Source organism: Pectobacterium carotovorum, assembly GCA_016415585.1.
GTDB lineage: Bacteria > Pseudomonadota > Gammaproteobacteria > Enterobacterales > Enterobacteriaceae > Pectobacterium > Pectobacterium carotovorum_K.
This window is the reverse complement of record CP066552.1, coordinates 1840177-1863938: the sequence shown is the minus strand read 5'-3', so window position 1 is coordinate 1863938 and position 23762 is coordinate 1840177. Positions and strand designations below refer to the sequence as shown.

Annotated in this window: 27 protein-coding genes; 16 read left to right on the top strand and 11 right to left on the bottom strand. The window is 48.8% G+C overall.

From position 1 onward, the window contains the following. Positions 1 to 16 precede the first annotated feature (16 nt). Both fliS and fliT read left to right on the top strand, forming a co-directional pair. Positions 17 to 427, top strand: coding sequence for a flagellar export chaperone FliS (fliS, locus tag JFY74_08320; protein QQG30016.1), 411 nt, complete (start codon positions 17 to 19; stop codon positions 425 to 427). Beyond that, the gene (gene fliT / locus JFY74_08315) at positions 427 to 807 is read left to right on the top strand and encodes a flagella biosynthesis regulatory protein FliT (GenBank protein ID QQG30015.1); all 381 of its coding nucleotides are present in this window, start codon (positions 427 to 429) and stop codon (positions 805 to 807) included. The genes fliS and fliT overlap by 1 nt, the downstream gene beginning before the upstream one ends. A gap of 262 nt (positions 808 to 1069) precedes the next feature. On the opposite strand, the gene fliE is transcribed toward fliT, so the two are convergent. Next, positions 1070 to 1384, bottom strand: coding sequence for a flagellar hook-basal body complex protein FliE (gene fliE, locus JFY74_08310; GenBank protein QQG30014.1), 315 nt, complete (start codon positions 1382 to 1384; stop codon positions 1070 to 1072). A gap of 260 nt (positions 1385 to 1644) precedes the next feature. Between fliE and fliF the strand changes: the two genes are divergently transcribed. The 14 genes from fliF (at position 1645) to JFY74_08240 (ending at position 13839) form a co-directional block, all read left to right on the top strand. After that, positions 1645 to 3363, top strand: a complete 1719-nt coding sequence (fliF, locus tag JFY74_08305) for a flagellar M-ring protein FliF (GenBank protein QQG30013.1) — start codon at positions 1645 to 1647, stop codon at positions 3361 to 3363. Next, positions 3360 to 4352 (top strand): flagellar motor switch protein FliG, encoded by a 993-nt coding sequence (gene fliG, locus JFY74_08300; protein QQG30012.1) that lies wholly within the window; start codon positions 3360 to 3362, stop codon positions 4350 to 4352. The genes fliF and fliG overlap by 4 nt, the downstream gene beginning before the upstream one ends. After that, positions 4345 to 5067 carry a flagellar assembly protein FliH gene (fliH, locus tag JFY74_08295; protein ID QQG30011.1) on the top strand — a complete coding sequence of 241 codons (723 nt, stop codon included), beginning with the start codon at positions 4345 to 4347 and terminating at the stop codon, positions 5065 to 5067. The genes fliG and fliH overlap by 8 nt, the downstream gene beginning before the upstream one ends. Then, positions 5067 to 6437: a flagellum-specific ATP synthase FliI gene (gene fliI / locus JFY74_08290; GenBank protein QQG30484.1), complete on the top strand. Its 1371-nt coding sequence runs from the start codon at positions 5067 to 5069 to the stop codon at positions 6435 to 6437. The genes fliH and fliI overlap by 1 nt, the downstream gene beginning before the upstream one ends. A gap of 8 nt (positions 6438 to 6445) precedes the next feature. Beyond that, the gene (gene fliJ, locus JFY74_08285) at positions 6446 to 6892 is read left to right on the top strand and encodes a flagella biosynthesis chaperone FliJ (protein QQG30010.1); all 447 of its coding nucleotides are present in this window, start codon (positions 6446 to 6448) and stop codon (positions 6890 to 6892) included. Next, complete coding sequence (locus JFY74_08280) at positions 6889 to 8181, top strand: flagellar hook-length control protein FliK (protein ID QQG30009.1); 1293 nt, start codon at positions 6889 to 6891, stop codon at positions 8179 to 8181. Before fliJ ends, JFY74_08280 begins: the two co-directional genes overlap by 4 nt. A gap of 155 nt (positions 8182 to 8336) precedes the next feature. Continuing rightward, positions 8337 to 8816 carry a flagellar basal body-associated protein FliL gene (gene fliL / locus JFY74_08275; protein QQG30008.1) on the top strand — a complete coding sequence of 160 codons (480 nt, stop codon included), beginning with the start codon at positions 8337 to 8339 and terminating at the stop codon, positions 8814 to 8816. Between the two features lie 5 nt (positions 8817 to 8821). After that, complete coding sequence (gene fliM / locus JFY74_08270) at positions 8822 to 9835, top strand: flagellar motor switch protein FliM (protein ID QQG30007.1); 1014 nt, start codon at positions 8822 to 8824, stop codon at positions 9833 to 9835. After that, a complete protein-coding gene (gene fliN, locus JFY74_08265) occupies positions 9828 to 10241 on the top strand; it encodes a flagellar motor switch protein FliN (protein QQG30006.1) in 414 nt (137 codons plus the stop codon). The genes fliM and fliN overlap by 8 nt, the downstream gene beginning before the upstream one ends. Continuing rightward, the gene (fliO, locus tag JFY74_08260; protein ID QQG30005.1) at positions 10241 to 10663 is read left to right on the top strand and encodes a flagellar biosynthetic protein FliO; all 423 of its coding nucleotides are present in this window, start codon (positions 10241 to 10243) and stop codon (positions 10661 to 10663) included. Before fliN ends, fliO begins: the two co-directional genes overlap by 1 nt. Before the next feature lie 77 nt (positions 10664 to 10740). Next, the gene (fliP, locus tag JFY74_08255; GenBank protein ID QQG30483.1) at positions 10741 to 11436 is read left to right on the top strand and encodes a flagellar type III secretion system pore protein FliP; all 696 of its coding nucleotides are present in this window, start codon (positions 10741 to 10743) and stop codon (positions 11434 to 11436) included. Positions 11437 to 11456: 20 nt separating this feature from the next. Then, positions 11457 to 11726, top strand: coding sequence for a flagellar biosynthesis protein FliQ (gene fliQ, locus JFY74_08250; GenBank protein QQG30004.1), 270 nt, complete (start codon positions 11457 to 11459; stop codon positions 11724 to 11726). 2 nt (positions 11727 to 11728) lie between these two features. After that, positions 11729 to 12514 (top strand): flagellar type III secretion system protein FliR, encoded by a 786-nt coding sequence (fliR, locus tag JFY74_08245; protein ID QQG30003.1) that lies wholly within the window; start codon positions 11729 to 11731, stop codon positions 12512 to 12514. A 156-nt stretch (positions 12515 to 12670) separates the two neighbouring features. Then, positions 12671 to 13839, top strand: a protein-coding gene (locus tag JFY74_08240; GenBank protein ID QQG30002.1) for an IS3 family transposase whose coding sequence is annotated in 2 segments (ribosomal slippage) — positions 12671 to 12920 and positions 12920 to 13839 — 1170 coding nt in all. Because the reading frame shifts where the segments join, the coding sequence is not laid out codon by codon here. A gap of 143 nt (positions 13840 to 13982) precedes the next feature. Here JFY74_08240 and flgL read toward each other — a convergent pair. From flgL to flgC, 10 genes are all read right to left on the bottom strand, one after another. Further along, positions 13983 to 14936 (bottom strand): flagellar hook-associated protein FlgL, encoded by a 954-nt coding sequence (flgL, locus tag JFY74_08235; GenBank protein QQG30001.1) that lies wholly within the window; start codon positions 14934 to 14936, stop codon positions 13983 to 13985. 31 nt (positions 14937 to 14967) lie between these two features. Continuing rightward, positions 14968 to 16662 (bottom strand): flagellar hook-associated protein FlgK, encoded by a 1695-nt coding sequence (gene flgK / locus JFY74_08230; protein ID QQG30000.1) that lies wholly within the window; start codon positions 16660 to 16662, stop codon positions 14968 to 14970. A 126-nt stretch (positions 16663 to 16788) separates the two neighbouring features. Next, complete coding sequence (flgJ, locus tag JFY74_08225) at positions 16789 to 17751, bottom strand: flagellar assembly peptidoglycan hydrolase FlgJ (protein ID QQG29999.1); 963 nt, start codon at positions 17749 to 17751, stop codon at positions 16789 to 16791. Continuing rightward, the gene (locus JFY74_08220; GenBank protein QQG29998.1) at positions 17751 to 18860 is read right to left on the bottom strand and encodes a flagellar basal body P-ring protein FlgI; all 1110 of its coding nucleotides are present in this window, start codon (positions 18858 to 18860) and stop codon (positions 17751 to 17753) included. Before JFY74_08220 ends, flgJ begins: the two co-directional genes overlap by 1 nt. A 16-nt stretch (positions 18861 to 18876) precedes the next feature. After that, positions 18877 to 19590: a flagellar basal body L-ring protein FlgH gene (gene flgH / locus JFY74_08215; protein ID QQG30482.1), complete on the bottom strand. Its 714-nt coding sequence runs from the start codon at positions 19588 to 19590 to the stop codon at positions 18877 to 18879. Positions 19591 to 19771: 181 nt separating this feature from the next. Further along, positions 19772 to 20554: a flagellar basal-body rod protein FlgG gene (gene flgG, locus JFY74_08210; GenBank protein ID QQG29997.1), complete on the bottom strand. Its 783-nt coding sequence runs from the start codon at positions 20552 to 20554 to the stop codon at positions 19772 to 19774. A 27-nt stretch (positions 20555 to 20581) separates the two neighbouring features. Then, complete coding sequence (locus tag JFY74_08205; GenBank protein QQG29996.1) at positions 20582 to 21337, bottom strand: flagellar basal body rod protein FlgF; 756 nt, start codon at positions 21335 to 21337, stop codon at positions 20582 to 20584. 21 nt (positions 21338 to 21358) lie between these two features. Further along, positions 21359 to 22561, bottom strand: a complete 1203-nt coding sequence (gene flgE / locus JFY74_08200; protein ID QQG29995.1) for a flagellar hook protein FlgE — start codon at positions 22559 to 22561, stop codon at positions 21359 to 21361. Between the two features lie 74 nt (positions 22562 to 22635). Further along, positions 22636 to 23319, bottom strand: coding sequence for a flagellar hook assembly protein FlgD (flgD, locus tag JFY74_08195; GenBank protein QQG29994.1), 684 nt, complete (start codon positions 23317 to 23319; stop codon positions 22636 to 22638). Positions 23320 to 23334: 15 nt separating this feature from the next. Further along, positions 23335 to 23739 (bottom strand): flagellar basal body rod protein FlgC, encoded by a 405-nt coding sequence (gene flgC / locus JFY74_08190; protein ID QQG29993.1) that lies wholly within the window; start codon positions 23737 to 23739, stop codon positions 23335 to 23337. Between the last annotated feature and the right edge of the window lie 23 nt (positions 23740 to 23762).

Sequence of the window (23762 nt, the reverse complement as noted above, 5' to 3'; positions counted from 1 at the left end):
AAAGATAGGTAATGTGATGTACAACATGAAAGGCAGCCAAGCCTATGCTCAAGTAGGCCTCGAAAGCAGTGTGATGAGCGCAAGCCCTCACCAGCTTATCGTCATGCTGTTTGATGGCGCGCGCAGTGCGATGGTGCGCGCGCGCATTCTCATGGAGCAAGGCGACATCCAAGGTAAGGGTATGGCGTTATCTAAAGCAATCAACATTATCAATAACGGACTAAAAACTGGGTTGGATATGGAAGGCGGGGGCGAGCTCGTTGAGAACCTGTCCGCTCTGTATGACTACATGTCTCAACGTTTGTTGATTGCCAATTTACATAACGATGCAAAAGCGATAGAGGAAGTCGAAGCATTGTTGGAAAATATCGCTGATGCCTGGCGGCAAATCGGCCCTAATTACAAACCAGAGCAGGAAGTACGTTAATGGCCTCCCCCCATCGGCTTCTAAAAGATTACCAACAGCTTTTGTCTCTGAGTCAAAAAATTCTTCATTTGGCCGTCAGCGGCCAATGGGATACGTTGGTTGAGCAAGAGATTGTTTATGTTCAGTCCGTTGAAGGCTTAGTTAACACGCCAATTCCTGACGAAATTGATAGCATGATGCGTTTGCATCTGCGACAGATTTTGCAGGAAGTGATGGATAATGAAGCGAAAGTAAAACAACTTCTGCAGAAGCGGATGGACGAGTTAAGTTCGTTAATGGGGCAATCACTGAAGCAAAAGTCAATTAATACGACTTATAGTGAATTTGCAGGGCAGCGGGCATTTCCTGATGATGCCTTGCCTGATGAAACACGCTCATAACGCTTATAGTGTTATACATATACCGCTCTCGCCGCGCCTCTTCATTGAGGCGCGTTTTTTTACCCATAGCACTGTTTTTTAATCGGCACGTTAGGCTATCGGCATAACGAAATCAGCGCGCTTTAATGAGTTTAAAGGAAAGAAATAGCCGGCGGAAAACAAAAATAAATAGAAATTACGCGCGATCCCATTCCATCGGTATAACAGTGAGATCACGCGCAATAACGTTAATAATTACAGATTGATACCATAAAAGACGGCATCAAACGGACATATTCATCACTTCCTGATACGCAGATACCAGTTTATTACGCACCTGAATACCCATTTGCATTGAAATAGATGATTTCTGCAAATCCACCATCACATCATTCAATGCAACGCCCGGCACACCCAAGGTAAATTTTTCAGCCTGCGTACGAGCCGTCTGTTGCGTGTCGCTGATCTTATCGATCGCGGCTTTCAACTCACTGGCAAAACCAGGTTCTACCGATGGTCTGGCTATTGGCATGTCAGCAGCCTGCAGAGCTTTAACCTGCATTTGCTGTAAAACGCCATCAATACCTTGAACTGACATAACACCTCACTACATCATACAGAGTAGACTACTTATGCATTTTCTATGACAGCATTACCCTACCACACAGCTTTTCAGATAAATCGTACAATTAGCGCGAAAAATGCCACCTTATCGACCCATCGATTTTTCTTTTACGGAAAATAATGACATGCCGATAAATGTAGGCGAAATGTTTTATTGATTGCGCAATCAGGGAGTTCTGTTTTGTCACGTCACAACGTTAAGTATATCGTTCAACAACCAAGCAGAGATAGAGTATGAACGCCTCATTAACCGGCTCCGCTACCGGTAAAAATAGCTTTGGCGAAATACTCAACCGGTTACGCGCCAATCCGAAAATTCCGCTATTGATCGCAGCCGCTGCGACCATTGCGATCGTCGTTGCGTTGACGCTATGGGCCAAAGGTCCAGACTATAGAGTGCTTTATAGTAATATAAATGACCGTGACGGCGGTGCGATTGTCAGCGAATTAACAAAGCTGAATATCCCCTATCGTTTTGCAGAAAATGGCGGGGCGATCATGATTCCCGCAGCCAATGTCTATGAGACCCGACTTCGACTGGCTCAATTAGGGCTGCCAAAAGGCGGCGCAGTTGGCTTTGAATTGCTCGACCAGGAAAAGTTTGGCATCAGCCAATTCAGCGAGCAGATTAATTACCAACGTGCACTGGAAGGTGAGCTGTCCAGAACGATAGAAACGCTCGGCCCCGTTCAGAATGCGCGAGTCCACCTTGCCATACCGAAACCTTCACTGTTCGTGCGTGAGCAAAAAGCGCCCTCTTCTTCTGTCACCCTGACATTACAGCCGGGTCGTGCATTAGACGAAGGGCAAATCAATTCCATCGTTTATATGGTTTCCAGCAGTGTTGCTGGCCTGCCACCAGACAATGTTACGGTCGTCGATCAGACAGGACGCCTGTTAACCCAGGCTGGCGGCAGCGGCCGCGATCTGAATGCTGCACAACTGAAGTACAGTAACGAAGTCGAGGCGATGTACCAACGCCGTATAGAGTCAATTATCGCGCCCATGGTTGGCATGGGTAACGTACATGCCCAGGTCACCGCGCAAATCGATTTCTCTGCTCGCGAACAAACTGACGAACAGTATCAACCCAACCAACCGCCAGATAAAGCGGCTGTTCGCTCTCAGCAAACCAGCCAGAGTGAGCAAAAAGGAGGCCCGAACGTCGGTGGCGTTCCAGGTGCATTAACCAATCAGCCCGCACCGGCGCCTACAGCCCCTATCGCGACACCGCCAAATAATGCCAATGCGAACAATCAGGCTGGCCAGCAGAACCAAAACAATGCGGCAGGTGCGCAAGCTAATGCGGCAAATGCGAATACCGTTATTCAGACATCAAATGTTCGTAATGATGCAACAACCAACTATGAAGTCGACAAGACGATTTTACATACCAAACACAGTACGGGTGGTGTGAAGCGCTTGTCTGCGGCCGTTATTGTTAACTATCAGCCTCCTGGTGAGGACGGCAAACCGGTTGCACTGACGGAAGAACAGATCAAACAGATTGAAACAGTAGCACGCGAAGCAATGGGCTTCTCTACTGAACGTGGCGATACATTAAATGTCGTGAATACGCCATTTATGGATAGCACTGACGGTTCTGGCGAACTCCCCTTCTGGCAAAAACAAGCATTTTTCGATCTCCTGATGGAAGCTGGCCGCTGGCTGCTGGTTCTGATCGTTGCCTGGATTCTGTGGCGTAAACTGGTTCGTCCACAATTGCAGAGAAAAGCACAGCAACAAGAAGCGGCGCTGGCGGCGGCTGCACTATCTCAAGGTGCAGACAGCGATGTTATGGTCAACTTGAGTAGCTCGGAAGTTGAACAGCAGCGGAAATCGCAGCAACGCGTCAATGCAGAAATGCAAAGTAACCGCATACGTGAAATGGCAGAGAACGATCCACGCGTCGTCGCCCTGGTCATTCGCCAATGGATGAGTACTGAACTATGACCCTGACAGGAACAGAAAAAAGCGCCATCTTATTGATGACCATTGGTGAAGACCGTGCTGCGGAAGTGTTTACTCATCTTTCGACTAAAGAAGTGCAGCACCTGAGTTCTGCAATGGCGAACATGAGACAGGTATCACAACAGCAGTTGCTCGAAATCCTGAGAGAATTTGAAGCTGATTCAGAGCAATATGCCGCTCTCAGTGTGAATGCTGGCGATTACCTTCGCTCAGTGCTTGTCAAAGCCCTTGGTGAAGAACGAGCATCTAGCCTGTTGGAAGATATTCTGGAGAGCCGCGACTCTACAAGTGGAATGGAAACGCTCAACTTTATGGAGCCGCAGATTGCCGCAGACCTTATTCGCGACGAGCACCCACAGATTATCGCAACAATTTTGGTGCACCTGAAGCGAGCTCAGGCTGCCGATATCTTAGCCCTGTTTGACGAACGTCTTCGTCATGACGTTATGCTACGTATCGCAACCTTCGGCGGCGTTCAGCCTTCCGCACTGGCAGAATTGACAGACGTTCTGAATGGCTTGCTGGATGGTCAGAATCTCAAACGCAGCAAAATGGGTGGTGTTCGTACTGCGGCTGAGATTATCAACCTGATGAAAACCCAGCAGGAAGAAGCAGTTATCGATGCAGTACGCGAATTCGATGGCGAACTGGCACAGAAAATTATCGACGAAATGTTTCTGTTCGAAAACCTGGTGGACGTGGACGACCGCAGCATCCAGCGCCTTCTGCAAGAAGTCGAATCCGAGTCTCTGCTGTTGGCATTGAAAGGTGCGGAAGAGCCTCTACGCGAGAAATTCCTGCGCAACATGTCTCAGCGTGCCGCAGAAATTCTTCGCGACGACCTTTCAACTCGCGGCCCAGTACGTATGTCACAGGTCGAAAACGAACAGAAAGCCATTCTGCTTATCGTCCGTCGACTGGCAGACAGCGGCGAGATGATTATCGGTGGCGGCGAGGATGCTTATGTCTAACGCCCCCAAAAATCTGCCTTGGCAGCCTTGGAAGCTCAATGACCTAGCTGAGCCTGTTTCAAAGCCTGTTCCAGCATATCAGGTAAATAATGAGCCTGAATTGTCAGACACGGAGCGTTTCCCCGAGGAAAACGCCGTCCCTACCTTAGAGGATGAACTGGCATCTCTGCGTGAAAGCACGATGCAGCAGGCGCGAGAAACAGGTTTTGCCCAAGGTCATCAACAGGGCTACGACGCGGGTTATCAGGAAGGTTTGGCCAAGGGGCAACAGCAGGGGGTACAAAATTCCCAGCAGCAGCAGCAGCCGATCATCGAACAGATGCAGCAAATGGTCACCGAATTCCAACAGACGCTGGATACGCTCGACAGTGTAATCCCGGCTCGCCTGATGCAATTGGCGTTGACCGCAGCCAAGCAGATTCTGGGGCAACCTCCGGTATGCGATGGTAATGCGCTGCTTGGTCAAATACAGCAATTGATTCAGCAAGAGCCTATGTTTTCAGGGAAAACGCAGTTGCGCGTTCATCCTTCAGACCTGGAACGTGTTGAACAATATTTAGGTCCGACGCTCAGCTTGCATGGTTGGAGATTGCTTGCCGATAGCCAACTTCACCCTGGTGGTTGTAAAGTCAGTGCAGAAGAAGGCGATTTGGATGCCAGTCTAGCAACACGCTGGCACGAACTTTGCCGTTTAGCCGCACCAGGAGAACTATGATGACTTCGCGCCTCGGACGCTGGCTTTCTTCTCTCGATTCATTTGAGAAGCGCATTGATGACACGCCTTCGGTGCGTCGTTACGGCCGCTTAACCCGGGCGACAGGTTTGGTATTGGAAGCGACAGGGTTACATATGCCACTGGGCGCCACCTGTCTCATTGAACGGCAGAATGGCTCGCAGGTTGAAGAAATCGAAAGCGAAGTTGTCGGTTTCAACGGGCAAAAACTCTTTCTTATGCCGCTGGAAGAAGTTGAAGGTATTACCCCTGGAGCGCGTGTCTACGCTCGCGTCGGCCAGGACAGCAGCAGTCAAGGAAAACAATTACCCTTAGGCCCTGAATTACTGGGTCGTGTACTGGATGGTAGCGCAAAACCGCTGGATGGTTTACCCGCGCCAGATACAGGCTATCGCGCACCACTGATTACGCCGCCGTTCAACCCATTACAGAGAACGCCAATCGAAAGTGTTCTGGACGTGGGTGTTCGAGCCATCAATGCCTTGCTTACCGTAGGTCGTGGGCAGCGAATGGGCCTGTTTGCTGGTTCAGGGGTGGGTAAAAGTGTGCTGTTGGGTATGATGGCACGCTATACTCAGGCTGACGTCATCGTTGTTGGCCTTATCGGTGAACGTGGCCGAGAAGTGAAAGACTTTATCGAGAATATCTTGGGCACGGAAGGACGAGCGCGTTCCGTCGTTATTGCCGCACCGGCTGATGTTTCTCCATTATTAAGGATGCAGGGTGCCGCTTATGCCACGCGTATTGCTGAAGATTTTCGCGATCGCGGGCATCACGTTCTGCTCATCATGGATTCGCTCACACGCTATGCCATGGCACAGCGTGAAATTGCTTTAGCGATTGGTGAACCGCCAGCAACCAAGGGTTATCCCCCTTCTATCTTCGCTAAATTACCTGCGCTAGTAGAGCGCGCAGGAAATGGTATTCATGGAGGTGGTTCAGTCACCGCCTTCTATACTGTTCTAACTGAAGGTGACGATCAGCAGGATCCTATCGCTGACTCCGCTCGCGCCATCCTTGACGGGCATATCGTATTGTCACGTCAATTAGCTGAGTCTGGCCATTATCCGGCAATTGATATTGAAGCATCGATTAGTCGTGCGATGACAGCGCTGATCGATGAAGGTCATTATGCTTCTGTAAGGCAGTTTAAACAGTTACTATCGAGCTACCAACGTAACCGTGATTTAGTCAGTGTTGGTGCCTACGCCGCAGGCAGCGACCCTATGCTTGACAAAGCAATTCGGCTTTACCCGCATCTGGAAGCCTTCTTGCAGCAGGGTATGTTTGAACAAAGTAACTATGAAGAGTCCTGCCAGGCGTTGCACACTATTTTCCCTCGTAACGAGTAGGAGAGCAGATGAAAACCCAGTCACCGCTGGTTACACTACGCGAACTGGCGCAGAAGGACGTTGAGAAAGCTGCTGGCCAGTTGGGACAAGTGCGTCAGGCACATCAACAGGCCGAGCAGCAGCTCAATATGCTGTTAAACTATCAGGATGACTATCGTCAAAAATTGAACTCGACGATGTCCTCTGGTATGGCGAATAATAGCTGGCAAAATTATCAGCAGTTCATCCGAACGTTGGACAGTGCAATTGAGCAACACAGACAACAGCTTTCGCAGTGGACATCACGTTTAGATTTAGCAATGAAGACTTGGCAAGAAAAACAGCAGCGCCTGAACGCATTTGAGAAATTGCAGGATCGCGAACTGACAAGACAGCTTGCCAAAGAGAACAAAATAGAACAAAAACAAATGGATGAATTTGCCCAACGGGCCTCACAGAGGAAAGCAGAATCATGAATCTGTCCGCGTTACCTATAGCTACCACTGCCAGTGATACAAGCGGTTCTTCCGCTTCGTTACTGACACAGGGTGAGCTGCCAAAAGATTTTGTTGATCTGTTGAGCAAACGCATATCACAAGTAGCCGATACGTCGGGTAAAAAAACGCTCGATAAAGTAGACGAAGAAGCCCTGCTCAGCGCGTTAGGGAAAGATAATGCTTCGCTGAGCCGTGACGATTTAAATGCCCTGCTTTCTTCCTTCAGTTCTCTCACGGGAGCAACGATTACAGCGGGTAAGCAAAATCCAGAAATTGTAGGGCAGGCGAAATTTAAGAATCTGGACAAAAAAGAGAGTGACAGCACGACGGATGACACTATCGCCATGCAGGCACTGCTTGCCATGTTGCAGACAACGCCGCTTCCTACACAACCTGCCGCTGATAATATTGCAGCGAATGCCGTAAATGCAGGGTTGACGATTCCGGGGCTCATTGACGCTAAACGCCAGAATGAGACATCCGCATCAGTACTAAACACTACGGGTGAAAGTGCTAAAGGCACACTGGCAAAATTGCTCGACGTTTCAGTGACCTCAGATAAAGATGCAGGCATATCACGCGATCTGCATCATGCAGCCAAGCAAACCTCATCAACAACCGAGTCTGCGGATGATGCTGCAAAGTTTGCGCTAACGATGCCAAATTCCCTTGTGGGCGATCGCAATGTGTCTGAATCAGTCTCTACATTAGGCAACGGCGCGTCTCAAACAACACCACCTGTCGCACAGGCTATGCATATTCAGCCAGCCTCGGTAGGAACGACCACGCCAGCCCCTCAGGCAGCGAGTGCCCAACTGAACGCACCATTTGGTTCACCGCAATGGCAAGACACATTGGGCCAGCAAATCATTATGTTCAGTCGTAATGGTCAGCAGACCGCAGAGTTACGTTTGAACCCACAGGAATTGGGTGCCCTGCACATCAGTCTAAAAATCGATGATAACCAGGCTCAAATTCATCTGGCTTCAGCAAACAGTCAGGTTCGCTCAGCGCTGGAAGCTGCGCTGCCTCACCTGCGTAATGCGATGGCAGAAAGCGGAATTAACCTTGGTCAGAGCAGCGTAGGCAGTGACTCCTCTGCCTGGCAGCAGCAAATGGCGGGTAATAACAACGATGGCAATAACCGTGGCCCGTCTTACCAACAACAATTTGGCCATTCATCAGAAAGCACAAGTGAATTATTAGACGTACCAGAACAGTTAAGATCAATGGCATCATCCGTCAACGGTGTTGATATCTTTGCCTGAAAGTGAAGTAAACGAATAAGTTAGCACGATTTTCCCTGCCTATTCTCTGTATTGAACATTCCAATAGGCAGGATAATCATCGACATTACGCATTTATTTATTGCTGGTTTCATCCGGCAGTAAATATCGATAAGTAACGGGAACTATCTTTGGCTATGTCTGATATGCAAGTTCGACCAGGACGTAAACGGTCTATTTGGCTAATACTACTGATTATCGTTGCTCTCGCTGCAACTGGTGCTGCGGGCGCCGCTTGGTGGCTATTAAGTCAGAAGAATGCGGCAACGGCTGAGCAAGAAGCACCGCCACCGCCAGAGCCTGTTTTCATGCCACTGGATACCTTTACCGTTAATCTCGTCAATGCAGATAATGACCCTGACCGCGTGTTATATGTTGGATTCACGCTGCGTTTACCAGATGAAGCCACGCGTACCCGGTTTACTAATTATCTGCCAGAAGTTCGCAGCAGATTGTTATTACTGCTTTCTCGTCAGGACGCGATTGCGCTTGCCAATGAGCAAGGCAAACAGAAGCTGATAGAGCAAATTAAGCAAGTGCTAAGCCCACCATTAGTTCCTGGTCAACCTAACCAGGTCGTTACTGATGTTCTGTTCACGGCCTTTATACTGCGGTAACCATTATGGGCGATAGCATTCTTTCACAAGCAGAAATTGATGCACTATTAAATGGCGACAGCGGCGATAGCGACGCTGATGCAAATGCGTCGTCAAAAGCGGATGGGGGCGTCAAGCCCTATGATCCGAATACTCAACGACGCGTTATTCGCGAGCGTTTACAGGCATTAGAAATCATTAATGAGCGCTTTGCGCGTCAATTCCGTATGGGATTGTTTAACCTGTTACGCCGTAGCCCTGATATCACTGTAGGTGCGATCAAGATCCAGCCTTATCATGAGTTTGCCAGGAATCTTCCCGTACCGACAAACCTGAATCTGATTCACTTAAAACCGCTACGTGGTACCGCATTATTTGTATTTTCACCAAGCCTGGTATTTATCGCCGTAGATAACCTGTTCGGCGGTGACGGGCGCTTTCCGACAAAAGTCGAAGGGCGTGAATTTACCCACACAGAGCAGCGTGTCGTTAAGCGTATGTTGCGCCTGGCTCTGGAGGCTTATGGTGAAGCCTGGAATGCAATTTACAAACTTGACATCGAATACGTGCGTTCAGAAATGCAGGTCAAGTTTACCAACATCACGACGTCACCTAATGATATCGTCGTGACGACACCGTTTCATGTTGAGATCGGTTCTCTGACTGGCGAATTTAACATCTGTATTCCTTTTTCAATGATCGAGCCGCTGCGTGAACTGCTCGCGAATCCACCATTGGAAAACTCACGTCAGGAAGATCAGAGCTGGCGGGACACCTTAGCCAAGCAGGTACAGCATTCCGAATTGGAATTGGTTGCAAGCTTTGTTGATATTCCGCTGCGACTTTCCAAGATTCTGAAGCTCCAACCCGGCGATGTCTTACCGATCGACAAGCCTGACAAAATCGTTGCTCATGTTGACGGCGTGCCCGTGCTGACCAGCCAATATGGCACATTAAACGGGCAATATGCCCTACGTGTTGAACATTTGATTAACCCTATATTGAATTCTCTGGATAACGAGGAACAGCCCCATGAGTGACACCAAGAAACCGTCCGACGACAAGGAATCAGTGGACGATCTGTGGGCTGATGCATTTAACGAGCAGCAGGCTGCAGAAAAACCGGCCGCGACAACGGAAGGCATTTTTAAGTCGCTAGACGGTCACGATCCGCTGGGTGCTCTGCAGGATATCGACCTGATATTGGATATTCCTGTCAAACTCACCGTTGAGCTTGGCCGGACCAAAATGACGATAAAAGAGTTACTGCGCCTGACTCAGGGCTCCGTTGTTGCACTTGATGGCTTAGCAGGTGAACCGTTGGATATCCTAATCAATGGCTATCTGATCGCCCAAGGCGAAGTTGTTGTTGTATCTGACAAGTACGGTGTCCGTATTACAGATATCATCACGCCATCCGAACGTATGCGCCGCCTGAGTCGTTAATGGCAATAGCCTCGATATCATCTCCGGCCCCAGTAGCAAGTCAGCAGTCAACACTTGTTACTGAGCCCCCCCTTACCGGCAGCATGTTACTGACACAGGTTGGTAGCGTGCTAGCTGGTATTTTATTATTTATTCTGCTGATAGCCTGGCTAGCTCGCAAACTCGGTTTTGCTCCCCAAGCCAAGCAAAACAAGTTGCTAAAAGTCGTATCCAGTTGCCCTGTCGGGCAGCGTGAACGTGTCGTTATTGTAGAAGTTGATAATACCTGGCTGGTGTTAGGTGTTACGGCTCAGCAAATCACGCCGTTGCATACACTTCCAGCACAACCAACCAACGACAGTTCCTCAACTGGTGACACTAAGCCGGTAGATTTCAATCAACTGTTAAAGAAAGTTTTAAAGCGTCCGGAAAAATCGGAATGAGTGCCTTGCCTAATTATTTTCGTATCACCGCCCTGCTTCGCACACTGCGCTACGGTTTAGCCATCGGTTTATTATTCATGGCACCATCGGTGTGGGCACAGCTTCCCGGTATTGTGACGCAACCTCTACCTAACGGTGGACAGAGCTGGACGTTATCCGTACAGACGCTGGTTTTACTCACGTCATTAACGTTTATTCCTGCTGCATTGTTAATGATGACCAGCTTCACCCGAATCATCATTGTACTAAGTTTGTTACGTAACGCGCTGGGTACACCAACCGCACCACCGAACCAGGTATTGCTCGGATTGACGCTTTTCCTGACATTTTTTGTCATGTCGCCAGTATTAAACCGCGTTTATGACGAAGCTTATCTTCCCTTCAGTCAGGATCAAATCAGTATGGAAGTCGCCATAGAACGTGGCGCGGAACCCGTGCGTGAGTTCATGCTGCGGCAGACCCGGGAAACCGATCTGGCGTTATTTACCCGGCTGGCAGAAATTCCAGAGATCCAAGGGCCTGAAGCGGTACCCATGCGTGTACTTCTCCCCGCATTTGTGACAAGTGAGCTAAAAACTGCTTTCCAAATTGGTTTCACCGTATTTATCCCTTTCCTCATCATTGACCTCGTTGTTGCCAGCGTATTGATGGCACTAGGGATGATGATGGTTCCTCCGGCAACCATTTCATTGCCTTTTAAACTCATGCTTTTCGTATTAGTCGATGGCTGGCAGTTGCTACTCGGTTCATTAGCCCAGAGTTTTTATAGTTAGACGAATAGAGGAATGCGACTATGACACCAGAATCGGTGATGGCGCTTGGCTATGAGGCAATGAAGGTAGCATTGGCGTTGGCGGCGCCTCCGTTGATGGCAGCACTACTCAGCGGGTTACTTATTAGTCTTTTACAGGCTGCAACTCAGATAAACGAAATGACGCTGTCGTTTATCCCTAAAATCCTCACGGTCTTCTTCACCTTAGTGATCGCTGGCCCCTGGATGTTAAACCTCATGCTGGACTATATGCGTACGCTATTCGGCCAGTTACCTAACATTATTGGGTAAGCATGCTGACGTTTAACAGTTGGGACATGGTGAATTGGGTTAGCCAGTTTTTTTGGCCCTTTGTCAGAATTCTTGCGCTGATCAGTACCGCACCGGTCTTTAACGAAAGAGCGATTGGCAATCGGGTCAAGATCGGTCTGGGCGCACTGATTACCCTACTCGTTGCGCCCTATTTACCGTTAAACACTACGCCTATTTTTTCCGTCTCAGGTGTATGGCTGTTAATACAGCAAATACTTATCGGCGTTACGCTCGGTCTGTCAATGCAGTTAGCATTTGCCGCTATTCGCCATGCAGGCGAACTCATTGGCTTACAAATGGGGCTCGCTTTTGCGACCTTCTTTGATCCCACTGGCGGCCCGAATATGCAGGTAGTCGCCCGTTTCCTGAATATTCTCGCGATTTTATTGTTCTTAACCTTTGATGGGCACCTCTGGATGATTTCGCTATTAGCGGATAGTTTCTATACTCTGCCAATCAGCACCAACCCTATCAACAGCCATGCTTTTCTCGCACTTGCTCGTGCCGGCGGGCTAATTTTTATTAACGGATTGATGCTGGCGCTGCCAATCATAACCCTATTGCTGACCATCAACCTGGCATTAGGTATGCTTAACCGCGTCGCTCCCCAACTCTCGGTATTTGTCGTTGGCTTTCCGATTACCCTTACGGTGGGAATCATGACGCTAGGTTTATTACTCCCACTGGTTCCCCCCTTCGCAGAGCATTTATTCAGCGAAGTATTCGATTTACTCGCTGATATTCTCACTCAGCTATCAAGTTCTTAGCAGTTCACTATATAAATCCGTAGTGGTCGAAGTGAGGCCAATACGGATACCAGGCGCACATATTTATTCCCATTTAACCTCCCTTGTAGTGGCACACTGAATTTGGCCACCTGAACAGAGGTGATATGCTCACCTCAGAACAACACAGGTGCTCCAATGAAAAGAAGAAATTTTAGTCCTGAATTCAAACGCGAATCTGCTCAGCTGGTTGTCGATCAAAACTACACCGTCTCTGATGCCGCTAAGGCTATGGATGTAGGTCTTTCCACGATGACGAAATGGGTCAAACAACTGCGTGATGAGCGTCAGGGCAAAACGCCAAAAGCCTCCCCGATAACGCCGGAACAAATCGAAATACGTGAGCTCAGGAAGAAGATGCAACGTATTGAAATGGAAAACGAAATATTAAAAAAGGCTACCGCGCTCTTGATGTCAGACTCCCTGAACAATTCTCGATAATCGGGAAACTCAGGGCGCGTTATCCTGTGGCCACACTCTGCCATGTGTTCAGGGTTCATCGCAGCAGCTACAAATACTGGAAAAAACGTCCTGATAAACCAGACGGCAGACGGGCTGTATTACGCAGTCAGGTACTTGAGCTACATGGCATCAGCCACGGTTCGGCCGGAGCAAGAAACATCGCCACAATGGCAACCCAGAGAGGCTACAAAATGGGGCGCTGGCTCGCTGGCAGGCTCATGAAGGAGCTGGGGTTGGTCAGTTACCAGCAGCCGACTCACCGGTACAAGCGTGGCGGTCATGAGCACGTTGCTATCCCGAATCATCTTGAGCGACAGTTCGCCGTAACGGAGCCCAACCAGGTGTGGTGCGGTGATGTGACCTATATCTGGACAGGTAAACGCTGGGCGTACCTCGCCGTTGTTCTCGACCTGTTCGCAAGAAAACCAGTGGGCTGGGCAATGTCGTTCTCGCCGGACAGCAGACTCACCATGAAAGCGCTGGAAATGGCATGGGAAACGCGCGGCAAGCCCGTCGGGGTGATGTTCCACAGCGACCAGGGTAGTCATTATACAAGCAGGCAGTTCCGGCAGTTACTGTGGCGATACAGGATCAGACAGAGTATGAGCCGGCGCGGAAACTGCTGGGATAACAGCCCAATGGAGCGCTTCTTCAGGAGTCTGAAGAACGAATGGGTGCCGGTGATGGGTTACGTAAGCTTCAGCGATGCAGCTCACGCCATAACGGACTATATCGTTGGATATTACAGTGCACTAAGGCCGCACGAATATAATGGTGGGTTACCACCAAACGAATCGGAAAACCGATACTGGAAAAACTCTAACGCGGTGGCCAGTTTTTGTTGACCACTACATTGAGGATGATGGGGGAATAAAAAATGGCATGTCATCCATTCAATATAATGAAGGGAGTGACACGCCTAAAAAATACGCCCGGTTTAAGCGTATTCAAACCGTAAAGTAGAATAGAAAAATATCGTCTATTTCTACTATCTCATCTGGAATAACGACATTCCTTGCATATTCTGGAAAGCCGTATAAGAGGCCTGCAGAGAAGACTGTTGCATGATGTAGGATGAAATTGCCTCATACCAGTCAGTATCTTGTAATTGCGACAGCGCTGTCTTATTCGCTACATCACGGTCTTTACCCACTGCATCGAGATTATCAATTTCATTGAGCTGGATACCCAACTCTGCACGAACGGCTGAAATATTATTAAATGAATTGTTTAAACCACGGTTTGCCGTTTCTAATGCCGCTGCAACATTAGCTTTTGTTGTATCATTCGCACCATCCAGCGGGGTTTCAAGCGCTTTAATTGCAATGTCTAGTGTTTCAAATAAATCGGACTGAATACTACCATCCGGCTCTTTCTTAGCATCACCCGTCACGCCATTGAAAACCGTAGAGCCAACATGGCTAACCGTCATGTCTCGAGCGGCATCGACACGCTGTGAAATGGCCTGATATCCGCCTTTATATTCAATACCAGTGGCACCTTCAACAAAGGGTACCTTGTCCGTTTCATAGCCAGAAAAAATATAGTTACCATTACCATCAGTACTGTTAGCCATATTCAGCAATTCGGCTTTCATACCACGAAGAGCGGCCGCGACCGATTTCCGGTCATCATCATTCAACACACCGCCACCTTTGATGACTTCGGTCAATGCGCTGCTAATGGTGTTAGTACTTTTACTCAGAATAGATTCTTCCAGAGACATACTTTGCTTGGCAAAGGTACGAGCCAGCGTGTACTGACCATTCTCCGACTGCGCCTGACCAAGCATAATTGCACTGGCCGCGGCTATCGGATCATCTGATGGATTTACAACGCGTTTGCCGCTTGACAGCTGCTCACCCGTTTTTTGCCACGTGGCCTGACCATTAATAATGCCTTGCATATTCTGCTGGTACATCATGCTAGTACTTAAGCGCATGGTATCAATTCCTCTTTCTTAAATGGTCAAACTAGCTACGGGCCGCTAAAAGTGCATCAAATATGGATTGTGCTGTTTTGATGACCTGAGCATTTGCCATGTAGTATTGCTGATAGCGCATCAGATCGCCGTATTCTTCATCCAGGTTCACACCGGATACGGACTGTTGTTCTGCCGTCAATTGCTTAACAACGTTTTGCTGCGATGTATTATTTATCTTCAGTGTGCTGGTTTGGTTACCAATCGCACCAACCAGGCTGGCGTATGCCCCGGAGACGCTGGCCTTTCCACCCACAATTTTCTCATTTTGTAGGGCAAGCAGAGCCTTGGCGTTGGTATTATCACTCACGCCGCCAAACACGGGATTGCCGCTTCCATCCAAAACTGGGGCACCATTTTCATCAAGCTTAACGGATGCCGCCGCAATTTTATTAGGATCGGAAACAGCCACTGCCATATCGATAATAACGTCATTAACGGGCTTAAGCAGGAAGCTGTCATTCGTTGCAGGCGTCCCTGTGATAGCCATTTTGACGCCATCAAAATTCAGGCTGTTATCAGAGGTATCCACCGCCGCCGTAAATTTTGAATTATCAGACAAGCGGGTTACTTGCCAATTAGCGCCATCGTATTTAATCGAATAATTAGTTGCCTGCACATCTTTAGTATCGGTGTAAGACGGAGCTAACACCGCGTTCCCCCCATTCTTGCTGTCGTTCAGAACTACAGCCTTACCAAAGGAGAAGAAATCGCCGCCTTTAACACCATTACGATCATAACCTTGCTGATGTTGAGTATTAAACGCATCAGCAAATGCCAGCGCTAGCTGCCCTAACTGGCCACGTGCTTCATCTAGCGTTTCAGTGCGGAAAGAAAGCAAACCGCCTAATGAACCGCCAGTTAACGTACTCTCATTTAATGAGACAACATCGTTTGTCTGGTCTTTATATCCAATAGTCAGACGCGTTGGATCATTGCTTGAAGCGATGGCTACCAGCTCATTACTTGTTCCGGCCTGAACCAGATTGGTACCATTTTTCAATGCTACGTTATAGACGATTCCATCCTGAACGGTAACGTCAACGCCTACCAATTTGTTCAGTTGATCGACAAGAACATCGCGTTGATCGAGCAAATCATTAGGCATTGTGCCGCTATTCGCGCCCATTAGCTTCGTGATTTCATTATTTAAAGACGCAATCTGGTCGGTATGCGTATTAACCAGGCCGACAATACTTTGAATCTGAGTATTCAGCCCACTGTCCATGTCGCGCAGGTATTTATCTGTGACCTTGAATTGGTTTACCAGCCCTTCTGCCTTGCCCAGTACGGTTTGGCGAGTCGACGAGTCGCCCGCATTACTGGTGAGGTTTTGCAGGTTAGAAAAGAATCCCTGAATCGTTGATGACAGGCTCGTTGTGCTGCTAGCTAGCAGATTATCGATCTTGGAAATTTGTTCGTAGTAAGCAGAAACCGAGCTGCTTGTCGTTTGTGCAGCACGCAGCTGATTGGTGATGAATTCATTGTACTGGCGATTAATGCTAACAACATTGACACCGTTACCAATATATCCAGCAGATGTGCTGCTGCTAATAGCCTGCTCAAGTATTGCATTCTGCCGACTATAGCCAGTAACAGCCTGATTACTAATGTTGTTACTCACTGTACTCAGCGCAACCTGTGCACCTTTTAAGCCACTCATCGCGGTGTTAATTAAATTGGACATAGGGTGTTGTTCCTTTTACACAGGTTCTTCTCGCCCTGCGCGATTAACCAAATGCTGAAAGCAGCAAATACGCTACATAAGTTAATTACTTTATCGGTCAGGAAGCGCAAATCTTGAATAAAAAAATTAAAATAGCCGACTCAAATCGTGAGTGTAAGCTTTCGCCACTTTCTCGCCAGAACTCTTCATTTGCTGGATCATACTAACCAGCTTCTGGGCATATTGTGGATCCGTTGCATAACCCGCCTTTTGTAACGCATGAGCCGCTTGCTCAGCCGTTCCGGCGCTCATCACCGCAGAATAGCGTGGGTTATTGGTCAACAATTTCACATAGTCACCAATAGCCTCGATATAGGAATCGTACACTCTGAAGCTGGCTTTTACCTTTTTGGCCACGCCTTGCTCATACTCTGTCGTCGTTATCTCTGTTGTCGGCCCATTCCAGCTACTGCCTGCTTTGATACCGAACAGATTATGACTTGGACGTCCGTCCTCGGTAGGGATTTCGCGCTGTCCCCAGCCAGATTCAAGCGCAGCCTGAGCGATGATAAGGTGATGAGGTATGCCGCTATGCTGGCTGGCAATCTGAGCAGGTAAAGAAATCTGAGACACAAAATTACTATTGGAGAGCGGCAACGCTGACCCCGTCGTGGGCAATTTGGGTAGCGCTTTACGCACCATCTGTTCCACGGCCGCGGTTGGCATGCTTTTGAGCACATCACCATCGAAGGTTAATGGAACAGACGGAACAGCGACTTTAGCCGCCGTGGCATCAGGGGATTGTCGGGTCAGTTGCTCAACCATAACATCCGCGAGCCCAAGCCCCTTGCCCTTAGTTGAGATCTCTTGAGCAATTTGCTGGTCATACATTGAGGTATACAGACGCGTCTGATCGCTGTTGAAGAGCCCGTCCTGCGGAATCGCTGAACGCATGCTTTTCATCATCAATTGTACAAACACGCCTTCCATTTGTTGCGCAACCGCCCTGATGCCCTCTTTGCTTTGAGGATTACCTGAAACTTCACGCTTCAACGTATTCAGGGACTGCGCATCATAGGCCGCGTTATTCAGCGTCTGCATATCACTCATCAGATAATTTCCAGTTTGGCACGCAAGCAGCCAGCACTTTGCATCGCCTGCAGAATAGACATCAGCTCCATCGGAGTCGCACCCAAGGAATTCAGTGCACGCACGACGTTGTTAAGGTTGGCACTAGAATTGACACGCTGTAAAGCACCACCCGCTTGCTGAACCGAGATCTCGGTTTGCGGAGTCACAACCGTCTGACCACCGCCAAATGGTGTATTAGGTTGGCTGACGTTGGCCTGCTGATTGATCGTCACAGAGAGGTTGCCTTGAGCGATCGCGCAACTATCCAGCGTAACATCACGATTCATCACGACAGAACCGGTGCGAGAATTGATTACCACCTTAGCATCCTGAATACCGACATTGACTTCAATATTCTGGACATCAGCCAAAAAGCGAACCTGAGAACTATTACCATGTGGGGCAAGTACCTGGATGGTGCGAGAGTCCAGTGGCGTTGCCGTACCACCGTATCCAGAACGATTGATTGCATCGCTAACTTTCTGCGCCATCGAAAAGTCGTCATTCTTCAGCTGCAGCATTATCGTATTCGACGTACCAAACGTACTTGGTAACTCTCGCTCAATAACTGCACCGTTGCTGATCCGTCCACCAGCAAGTTGGTTAACCTGAACACTGCTCCCGCCAGCGGAAGCACCAGCACCGCCAACCAAAACATTACCCTGAGCCAAGGCGTACACTTGGTTATCGACTCCTTTCAATGGGGTCATCAACAACGTCCCACCACGCAAGCTCTTCGCGTTACCGAGTGAAGAGACAACCACATCAATATTCTGGCCAGATCTACCGAAAGGTGGAAGCTCAGCCGTTACCATCACCGCCGCCACATTCTTCAACTGCATGTTGGTTCCGGCAGGAACAGTAATCCCTAACTGGGAAAGCATGTTAGTTAAGCTTTGCGTGGTAAACGGCGTCTGCATGGTTTGGTCACCAGAACCATCCAGCCCCACAACTAAACCGTAACCAATTAACGCATTACCGCGCACGCCTTGGATATTCACTAGATCGCGAATTCTTTCTGCCGACGCAGGGGCAATATTCAGCGCCAGTAACGTCAGCAGTACAGTGAAAAATGATGCAATTCGCATGGCAGGCCTCTTGAGCTTAGAACGGAGAAACATTGAGGAAGAACCGCTGTAACCAGCCCATGTTTTGCGCTTCATTAATATAGCCATTACCGACATATTCAATACGCGCGTCCGCAACCTGAGTTGATGGCACCGAGTTGTTACCGCTAATCGTTCTCGGATTAACTACCCCAGAGAAACGGATAAACTCCGTTCCCTGATTAATTGCAATTTGTTTTTCGCCAACGACCTGAAGGTTGCCGTTAGCTAGTACCTGACCAACCGTAACCGTGATGGTGCCACTGAACGTGTTGTTCGCATTCGCCCCACCTTGACCGGTAAATTCGTTTGTTCCGGTTGCGTTCAGGGCAGCCCGGTTATTACCGAGTGGGCCTTCCAAGTAACGCGGCGTTGTCGTCAGGCCAAACGTAGATGAGCCATCTCGGCTTGCATTGGCGGACGAGCTTTTACTGGCGCTAACATTTTCCTGCAACACGATCGTCAATGTGTCGCCAATATTACGTGGGCGACGATCCTCAAACATCGGCTGATAGCCATAATTCATCGGCTGCACAGTTTGGAAAATTGAACCATTAGGGCCCGCTAATACGGGCGATCCAGGCTGAGCAGTCGTAGGCCCAGTGACAACTTTATCATGCGGAATGTAGGCGCAACCGTTAAGTGCTAACATCGCGATCAATGCCAACAGACGAGGTCGGCGGAGTGGTTTGATAACCGACTTTGCATTCATTATCACTGCGGATATCGCCTTCAATTAATCTATTTCACCTATTCACGGGGTAAATCAAAACCATATCTGCAGCACCTATCTGGTGCCTATGGCCATCATTACCCCGTTAAGCACTGTCTCTATTGCCAACATCAAGCTGCCAGAGCACCCGCTCTCGCCACTGACATTAGCGGGTCACCCATTACAGTTGGGTCAATTTCTGCAACATTTGGTCAGAAGAAGAAATTGCTTTACTGTTGATCTCATAGGCACGCTGAGTCTGAATCATCGATACCAATTCCTCTGCCACATTGACGTTGGAGGTTTCGACATATTTCTGATACAGCAGGCCGGCACCATTCAAACCTGGGTTTGTTTCATTCGGCGCACCTGAGCTTGCAGTTTCCAGATACAGGTTTTCACCCATGCTTTCAAGGCCGCTATCATTAATAAAGGTTGTCAGCGTCAACTGGCCAATCTGGTTCGTTGCCGCCTGCCCCTGCACTTTTACGCTGACAATACCGTCACGACCGATATTCAGTTCAGTCGCATTCGCGGGGACGGTAATAGCCGGTTGAACCTGATAACCACTGGACGTGACTAACTGTCCGTTACCATCAAGCTGGAAAGCACCGTCACGCGTATAAGCTGTTGTCCCATCAGGTAACTGAACCTGAAAGAACCCCTGCCCCTTAATAGCAACGTCTTTAGAGTTACCCGTTTCAGAAAATGTCCCTTGAGTATGAATACGCTCTGTTGAGACTGGACGAACCCCTGTACCTAGCTGCAATCCAGACGGTAGCATGGTTTGCTCTGAAGATTGAGCACCGGGCTGACGAACTGTTTGATACATCAAGTCTTCAAATACCGCACGCTGACGTTTGAAACCATTGGTGCTGACGTTTGCCAAGTTATTGGAAATAACGTCCATATTGGTTTGCTGAGCATTCAAGCCGGTTTTTGCAATCCACAAAGAACGGATCATTTATTCACTCCTGTGCGCACTCGGCGCTTAACCCATTGCTAATATCTGATTAGCGCGTTGTGCATTATCGTCGACGCTGCTAATGACTTTCATCTGCATTTCAAAGCGACGAGCATTGGCAATCATATCGACCATCGTATCGACCGTGTTCACATTACTGCCCTCGATCACACCCGGCATAATACGCACGGTAGGATCGTTTTGCAGAACATTGCCACGTTGCTGCTGAGCCTGTTGTGTCAAGCGGAATAATCCATCATCAGACCGCTCAACTTCTTGTCCTGTAGCTTTAACAAGCTTTAATCGACCCAATTGGGCAATCGTATTTGGCGGATCCCCAGCATTAAGAGCAGAAATTGTACCATCAGGAGAAATGCTGATCTGGGCTTGCGGAGGAATATCAATCGGCCCACCGTCTCCCATCACAACACGTCCTTGAATAGTCAACTGTCCATCAGCGTTGATTTCCATATTACCATTACGAGTGTACGCCTCACCGCCATTAGCCGTTTGCACTGCCAGCCAACTCTCTTTCGGTAAAGCGACATCCATTGCACGACCAGTATAATTCATCACGCCTTCAGTCATATCAGCGCCAGGCGTGGAGGCAACAACTAACGTACGAGTGGGCAGCGTCAACCCATTTACTGGTACAGCACGCAGTGCTGAAAGCTGTGCCCGGAAACCCGGCGTTGAAGCGTTGGCCAGGTTGTTCGCAGTAATTGCCTGCTTTTCCAATGATTGGCTTGCGCCACCCATTGCCGTATAAATCGCGTGATCCATGCAATGTCTCCGTAAAGATAATTAACGCAGGCTAACCAGCGTTTGCAGAATGGAATCCTGCGTTTTGATAGTTTGCGCGTTTGACTGGTAGTTACGCTGCGCAACAATCATGTTGACCAGTTCTTTACTCAGGTCGACGTTTGAACTTTCGGTAGATTTGCCGATCAGTTTACCCAGACTTCCACTACCTGCCAGACCAACCACCGCCTGACCAGAGCTCGCAGTTTCAGACCAAGCGTTATCCCCTTCAGGCGATAAACCTTCTGGGTTGGCAAAGCTAGCCAGCAGGATTTGACCCAGCGCCTGCTTCTGACCGTTGCTGTAGTTGCCTTCGATCGTGCCATCGTCATTGATAGCAAAACCAGTCAGAGATCCTGGAGCGAAACCGTTCTGGGTTGGGCTCTTATAGCTATATTCTGTATTTTGCTGCACGCTGCCAGTCAAATTGAGAGTGAATGTACCTGTAGCAGCACCATTCGTCCCAACAAGGTTGATATTGAAAGGCGTATGCCCCGTTAATGCACCATTAGAAGCAAAGTTCAATGCCCCTGCATTTTGATACACGGCGGGAGTAATGGAGTCATCCTTAGCATACGTCTGCCATGTATTGTTTGCTGTTTTAACAAAATACAGGGTGAAGTTATGCACATTACCTTGGCTATCGTAGGTTGTTAGTGCAGTTTTGCTGTTGTAGGTGCCTTCCGCACCAGGCGTTGTAGCCCAGGCATTTGTGGGAACTGCGTCTGAAGATTTCAGGTTAGCCTTAATTGATGCGATTGTCGTTGCGCTCGCCAACATGTCCCCATCAGGAACCGTCAACGGTACTGGATCGGCACCCGTTTGCACCGTTGGCGGCGTACCAGCGACCGGATAGCCCGTCAGTTGCATGCCTTGCGCGTTGACGATATTACGACCGTTCAGCATAAACTGACCATTACGGCTGTAATAAGTCGAACCGTTGGTGTCTTGCAGACGGTAAAAACCACCGCCGCTAATCGCAATATCCAGGTCTCGTGAAGACGACGTCACCGTACCGTTACCGAAATCCTGCAATACCGATGCAACCTTCACACCCATACCGACTTTAGAACCCGCAAACATATCAGCGAATGTGACGGTCCCGGATTTAAAACCCACTGTCGCTGAGTTAGCGATGTTATTACCGATAACATCTAGGTTATTAGATGCCGCGTTTAAACCACTGACCGCCTGAGAAAAACCCATGTCGCTCTCCAGAGAATTGATTAAGTCATATTCCAGATAGTGAATTTCACTGGAATAACATGAAATTTACACCGTTACAGAATCTGCCGGACATCGTCCATGGTGGCTCTGCCGCGTAGTCCTAAATCCAGTAATGCACCGCCATCAGCGCGAATAACACTATTTACAACCGCATAACTCAATGGTTGAACAACCTGCTGTACGCCACCCGTGCTAGCAGCAACAGTGAAGGTATAAGCCCCATCAGGTGCAACCGTGCCATCAGAAAGCTTGCTATCCCAATTGAATGAGTGAACACCAGCGGAAAGCGTCCCCAGTTCGATTGTACGAACGGCTTTACCCGTCGCATCATTAACGGTGACAGTGACAGCTTCTGCGGCTTTTTCCAGTTCCACACCAAAGGGGGTGCTGGTTTCTTTACCAACAAGAATGTCTTTTCCAGGGATCATGACACTGTGGCCAATCAGCGTTGTTGCCTGCATAGACTGGTTGTTATTGATCTGACCGGAGATAGAACCCAATGTGGTATTTAACTTCTCAATACCACTAACCGTATTAAGCTGAGCAAGCTGGCTTACCAACTGGTCATTACTCATCGGATTCGTCGGATCCTGGTTCTTCAACTGTGCAACCAGAAGTGTCAGAAACTGATTTTGTAGGTCAGCGCTGCTGTTCTTTTCTATCGACGACGACAGAGATGTATTGGATGTATTCTGTGTTCTCGCCGCCGAGGAAGTATCATTTGTTGTTACAGACATTATTTCGTCTCCCGATTATTGCCCGATCGTTAACGTCTTCAGCATCATCGATTTTGTTGTATTCAAAACTTCGACGTTTGCCTGATAACTGCGCGATGCAGAAATGGTGTTTACCATCTCAGCCACTGGGTCAACATTCGGCATGCGAACGTATCCCTGCCCATCAGCCAGAGGATTGCCCGGTTCGTAAACCAGACGAGCAGGTGATGGATCTTCAATAACATTGGAAACGCGTACGCCACCCGTAGACTGCCCCGGAGCGGCATTCACTTCGAATACAACTTGCTTGGCGCGATAAGGCTCGCCATCAGGGCCCGTCACGCTGTCTGCGTTAGCCAGGTTACTGGCGCTCACATTCAGACGCTGAGATTGCGCAGAAAGCGCTGAGCCTGAAATTTCGAATATATTTAATAACGACATGAATCTTTACCTTCTTATCGCGC

Coding starts and splice junctions, on each gene's coding strand:
- fliI (QQG30484.1), top strand. CDS start 5,067: ATGACTTCGCGCCTCGGACGCTGGCTTTCTTCTCTCGATTCATTTGAG.
- fliE (QQG30014.1), bottom strand. CDS start 1,384: ATGTCAGTTCAAGGTATTGATGGCGTTTTACAGCAAATGCAGGTTAAA.
- fliJ (QQG30010.1), top strand. CDS start 6,446: ATGAAAACCCAGTCACCGCTGGTTACACTACGCGAACTGGCGCAGAAG.
- fliG (QQG30012.1), top strand. CDS start 3,360: ATGACCCTGACAGGAACAGAAAAAAGCGCCATCTTATTGATGACCATT.
- flgH (QQG30482.1), bottom strand. CDS start 19,590: ATGAATGCAAAGTCGGTTATCAAACCACTCCGCCGACCTCGTCTGTTG.
- fliR (QQG30003.1), top strand. CDS start 11,729: ATGCTGACGTTTAACAGTTGGGACATGGTGAATTGGGTTAGCCAGTTT.
- flgL (QQG30001.1), bottom strand. CDS start 14,936: ATGCGCTTAAGTACTAGCATGATGTACCAGCAGAATATGCAAGGCATT.
- fliN (QQG30006.1), top strand. CDS start 9,828: ATGAGTGACACCAAGAAACCGTCCGACGACAAGGAATCAGTGGACGAT.
- fliO (QQG30005.1), top strand. CDS start 10,241: ATGGCAATAGCCTCGATATCATCTCCGGCCCCAGTAGCAAGTCAGCAG.
- flgJ (QQG29999.1), bottom strand. CDS start 17,751: ATGAGTGATATGCAGACGCTGAATAACGCGGCCTATGATGCGCAGTCC.
- flgG (QQG29997.1), bottom strand. CDS start 20,554: ATGATCCGTTCTTTGTGGATTGCAAAAACCGGCTTGAATGCTCAGCAA.
- flgK (QQG30000.1), bottom strand. CDS start 16,662: ATGTCCAATTTAATTAACACCGCGATGAGTGGCTTAAAAGGTGCACAG.
- flgC (QQG29993.1), bottom strand. CDS start 23,739: ATGTCGTTATTAAATATATTCGAAATTTCAGGCTCAGCGCTTTCTGCG.
- JFY74_08205 (QQG29996.1), bottom strand. CDS start 21,337: ATGGATCACGCGATTTATACGGCAATGGGTGGCGCAAGCCAATCATTG.
- JFY74_08220 (QQG29998.1), bottom strand. CDS start 18,860: ATGCGAATTGCATCATTTTTCACTGTACTGCTGACGTTACTGGCGCTG.
- fliM (QQG30007.1), top strand. CDS start 8,822: ATGGGCGATAGCATTCTTTCACAAGCAGAAATTGATGCACTATTAAAT.
- fliT (QQG30015.1), top strand. CDS start 427: ATGGCCTCCCCCCATCGGCTTCTAAAAGATTACCAACAGCTTTTGTCT.
- fliH (QQG30011.1), top strand. CDS start 4,345: ATGTCTAACGCCCCCAAAAATCTGCCTTGGCAGCCTTGGAAGCTCAAT.
- flgD (QQG29994.1), bottom strand. CDS start 23,319: ATGTCTGTAACAACAAATGATACTTCCTCGGCGGCGAGAACACAGAAT.
- flgE (QQG29995.1), bottom strand. CDS start 22,561: ATGGGTTTTTCTCAGGCGGTCAGTGGTTTAAACGCGGCATCTAATAAC.
- fliL (QQG30008.1), top strand. CDS start 8,337: ATGTCTGATATGCAAGTTCGACCAGGACGTAAACGGTCTATTTGGCTA.
- fliS (QQG30016.1), top strand. CDS start 17: ATGTACAACATGAAAGGCAGCCAAGCCTATGCTCAAGTAGGCCTCGAA.
- JFY74_08280 (QQG30009.1), top strand. CDS start 6,889: ATGAATCTGTCCGCGTTACCTATAGCTACCACTGCCAGTGATACAAGC.
- fliP (QQG30483.1), top strand. CDS start 10,741: ATGGCACCATCGGTGTGGGCACAGCTTCCCGGTATTGTGACGCAACCT.
- fliQ (QQG30004.1), top strand. CDS start 11,457: ATGACACCAGAATCGGTGATGGCGCTTGGCTATGAGGCAATGAAGGTA.
- fliF (QQG30013.1), top strand. CDS start 1,645: ATGAACGCCTCATTAACCGGCTCCGCTACCGGTAAAAATAGCTTTGGC.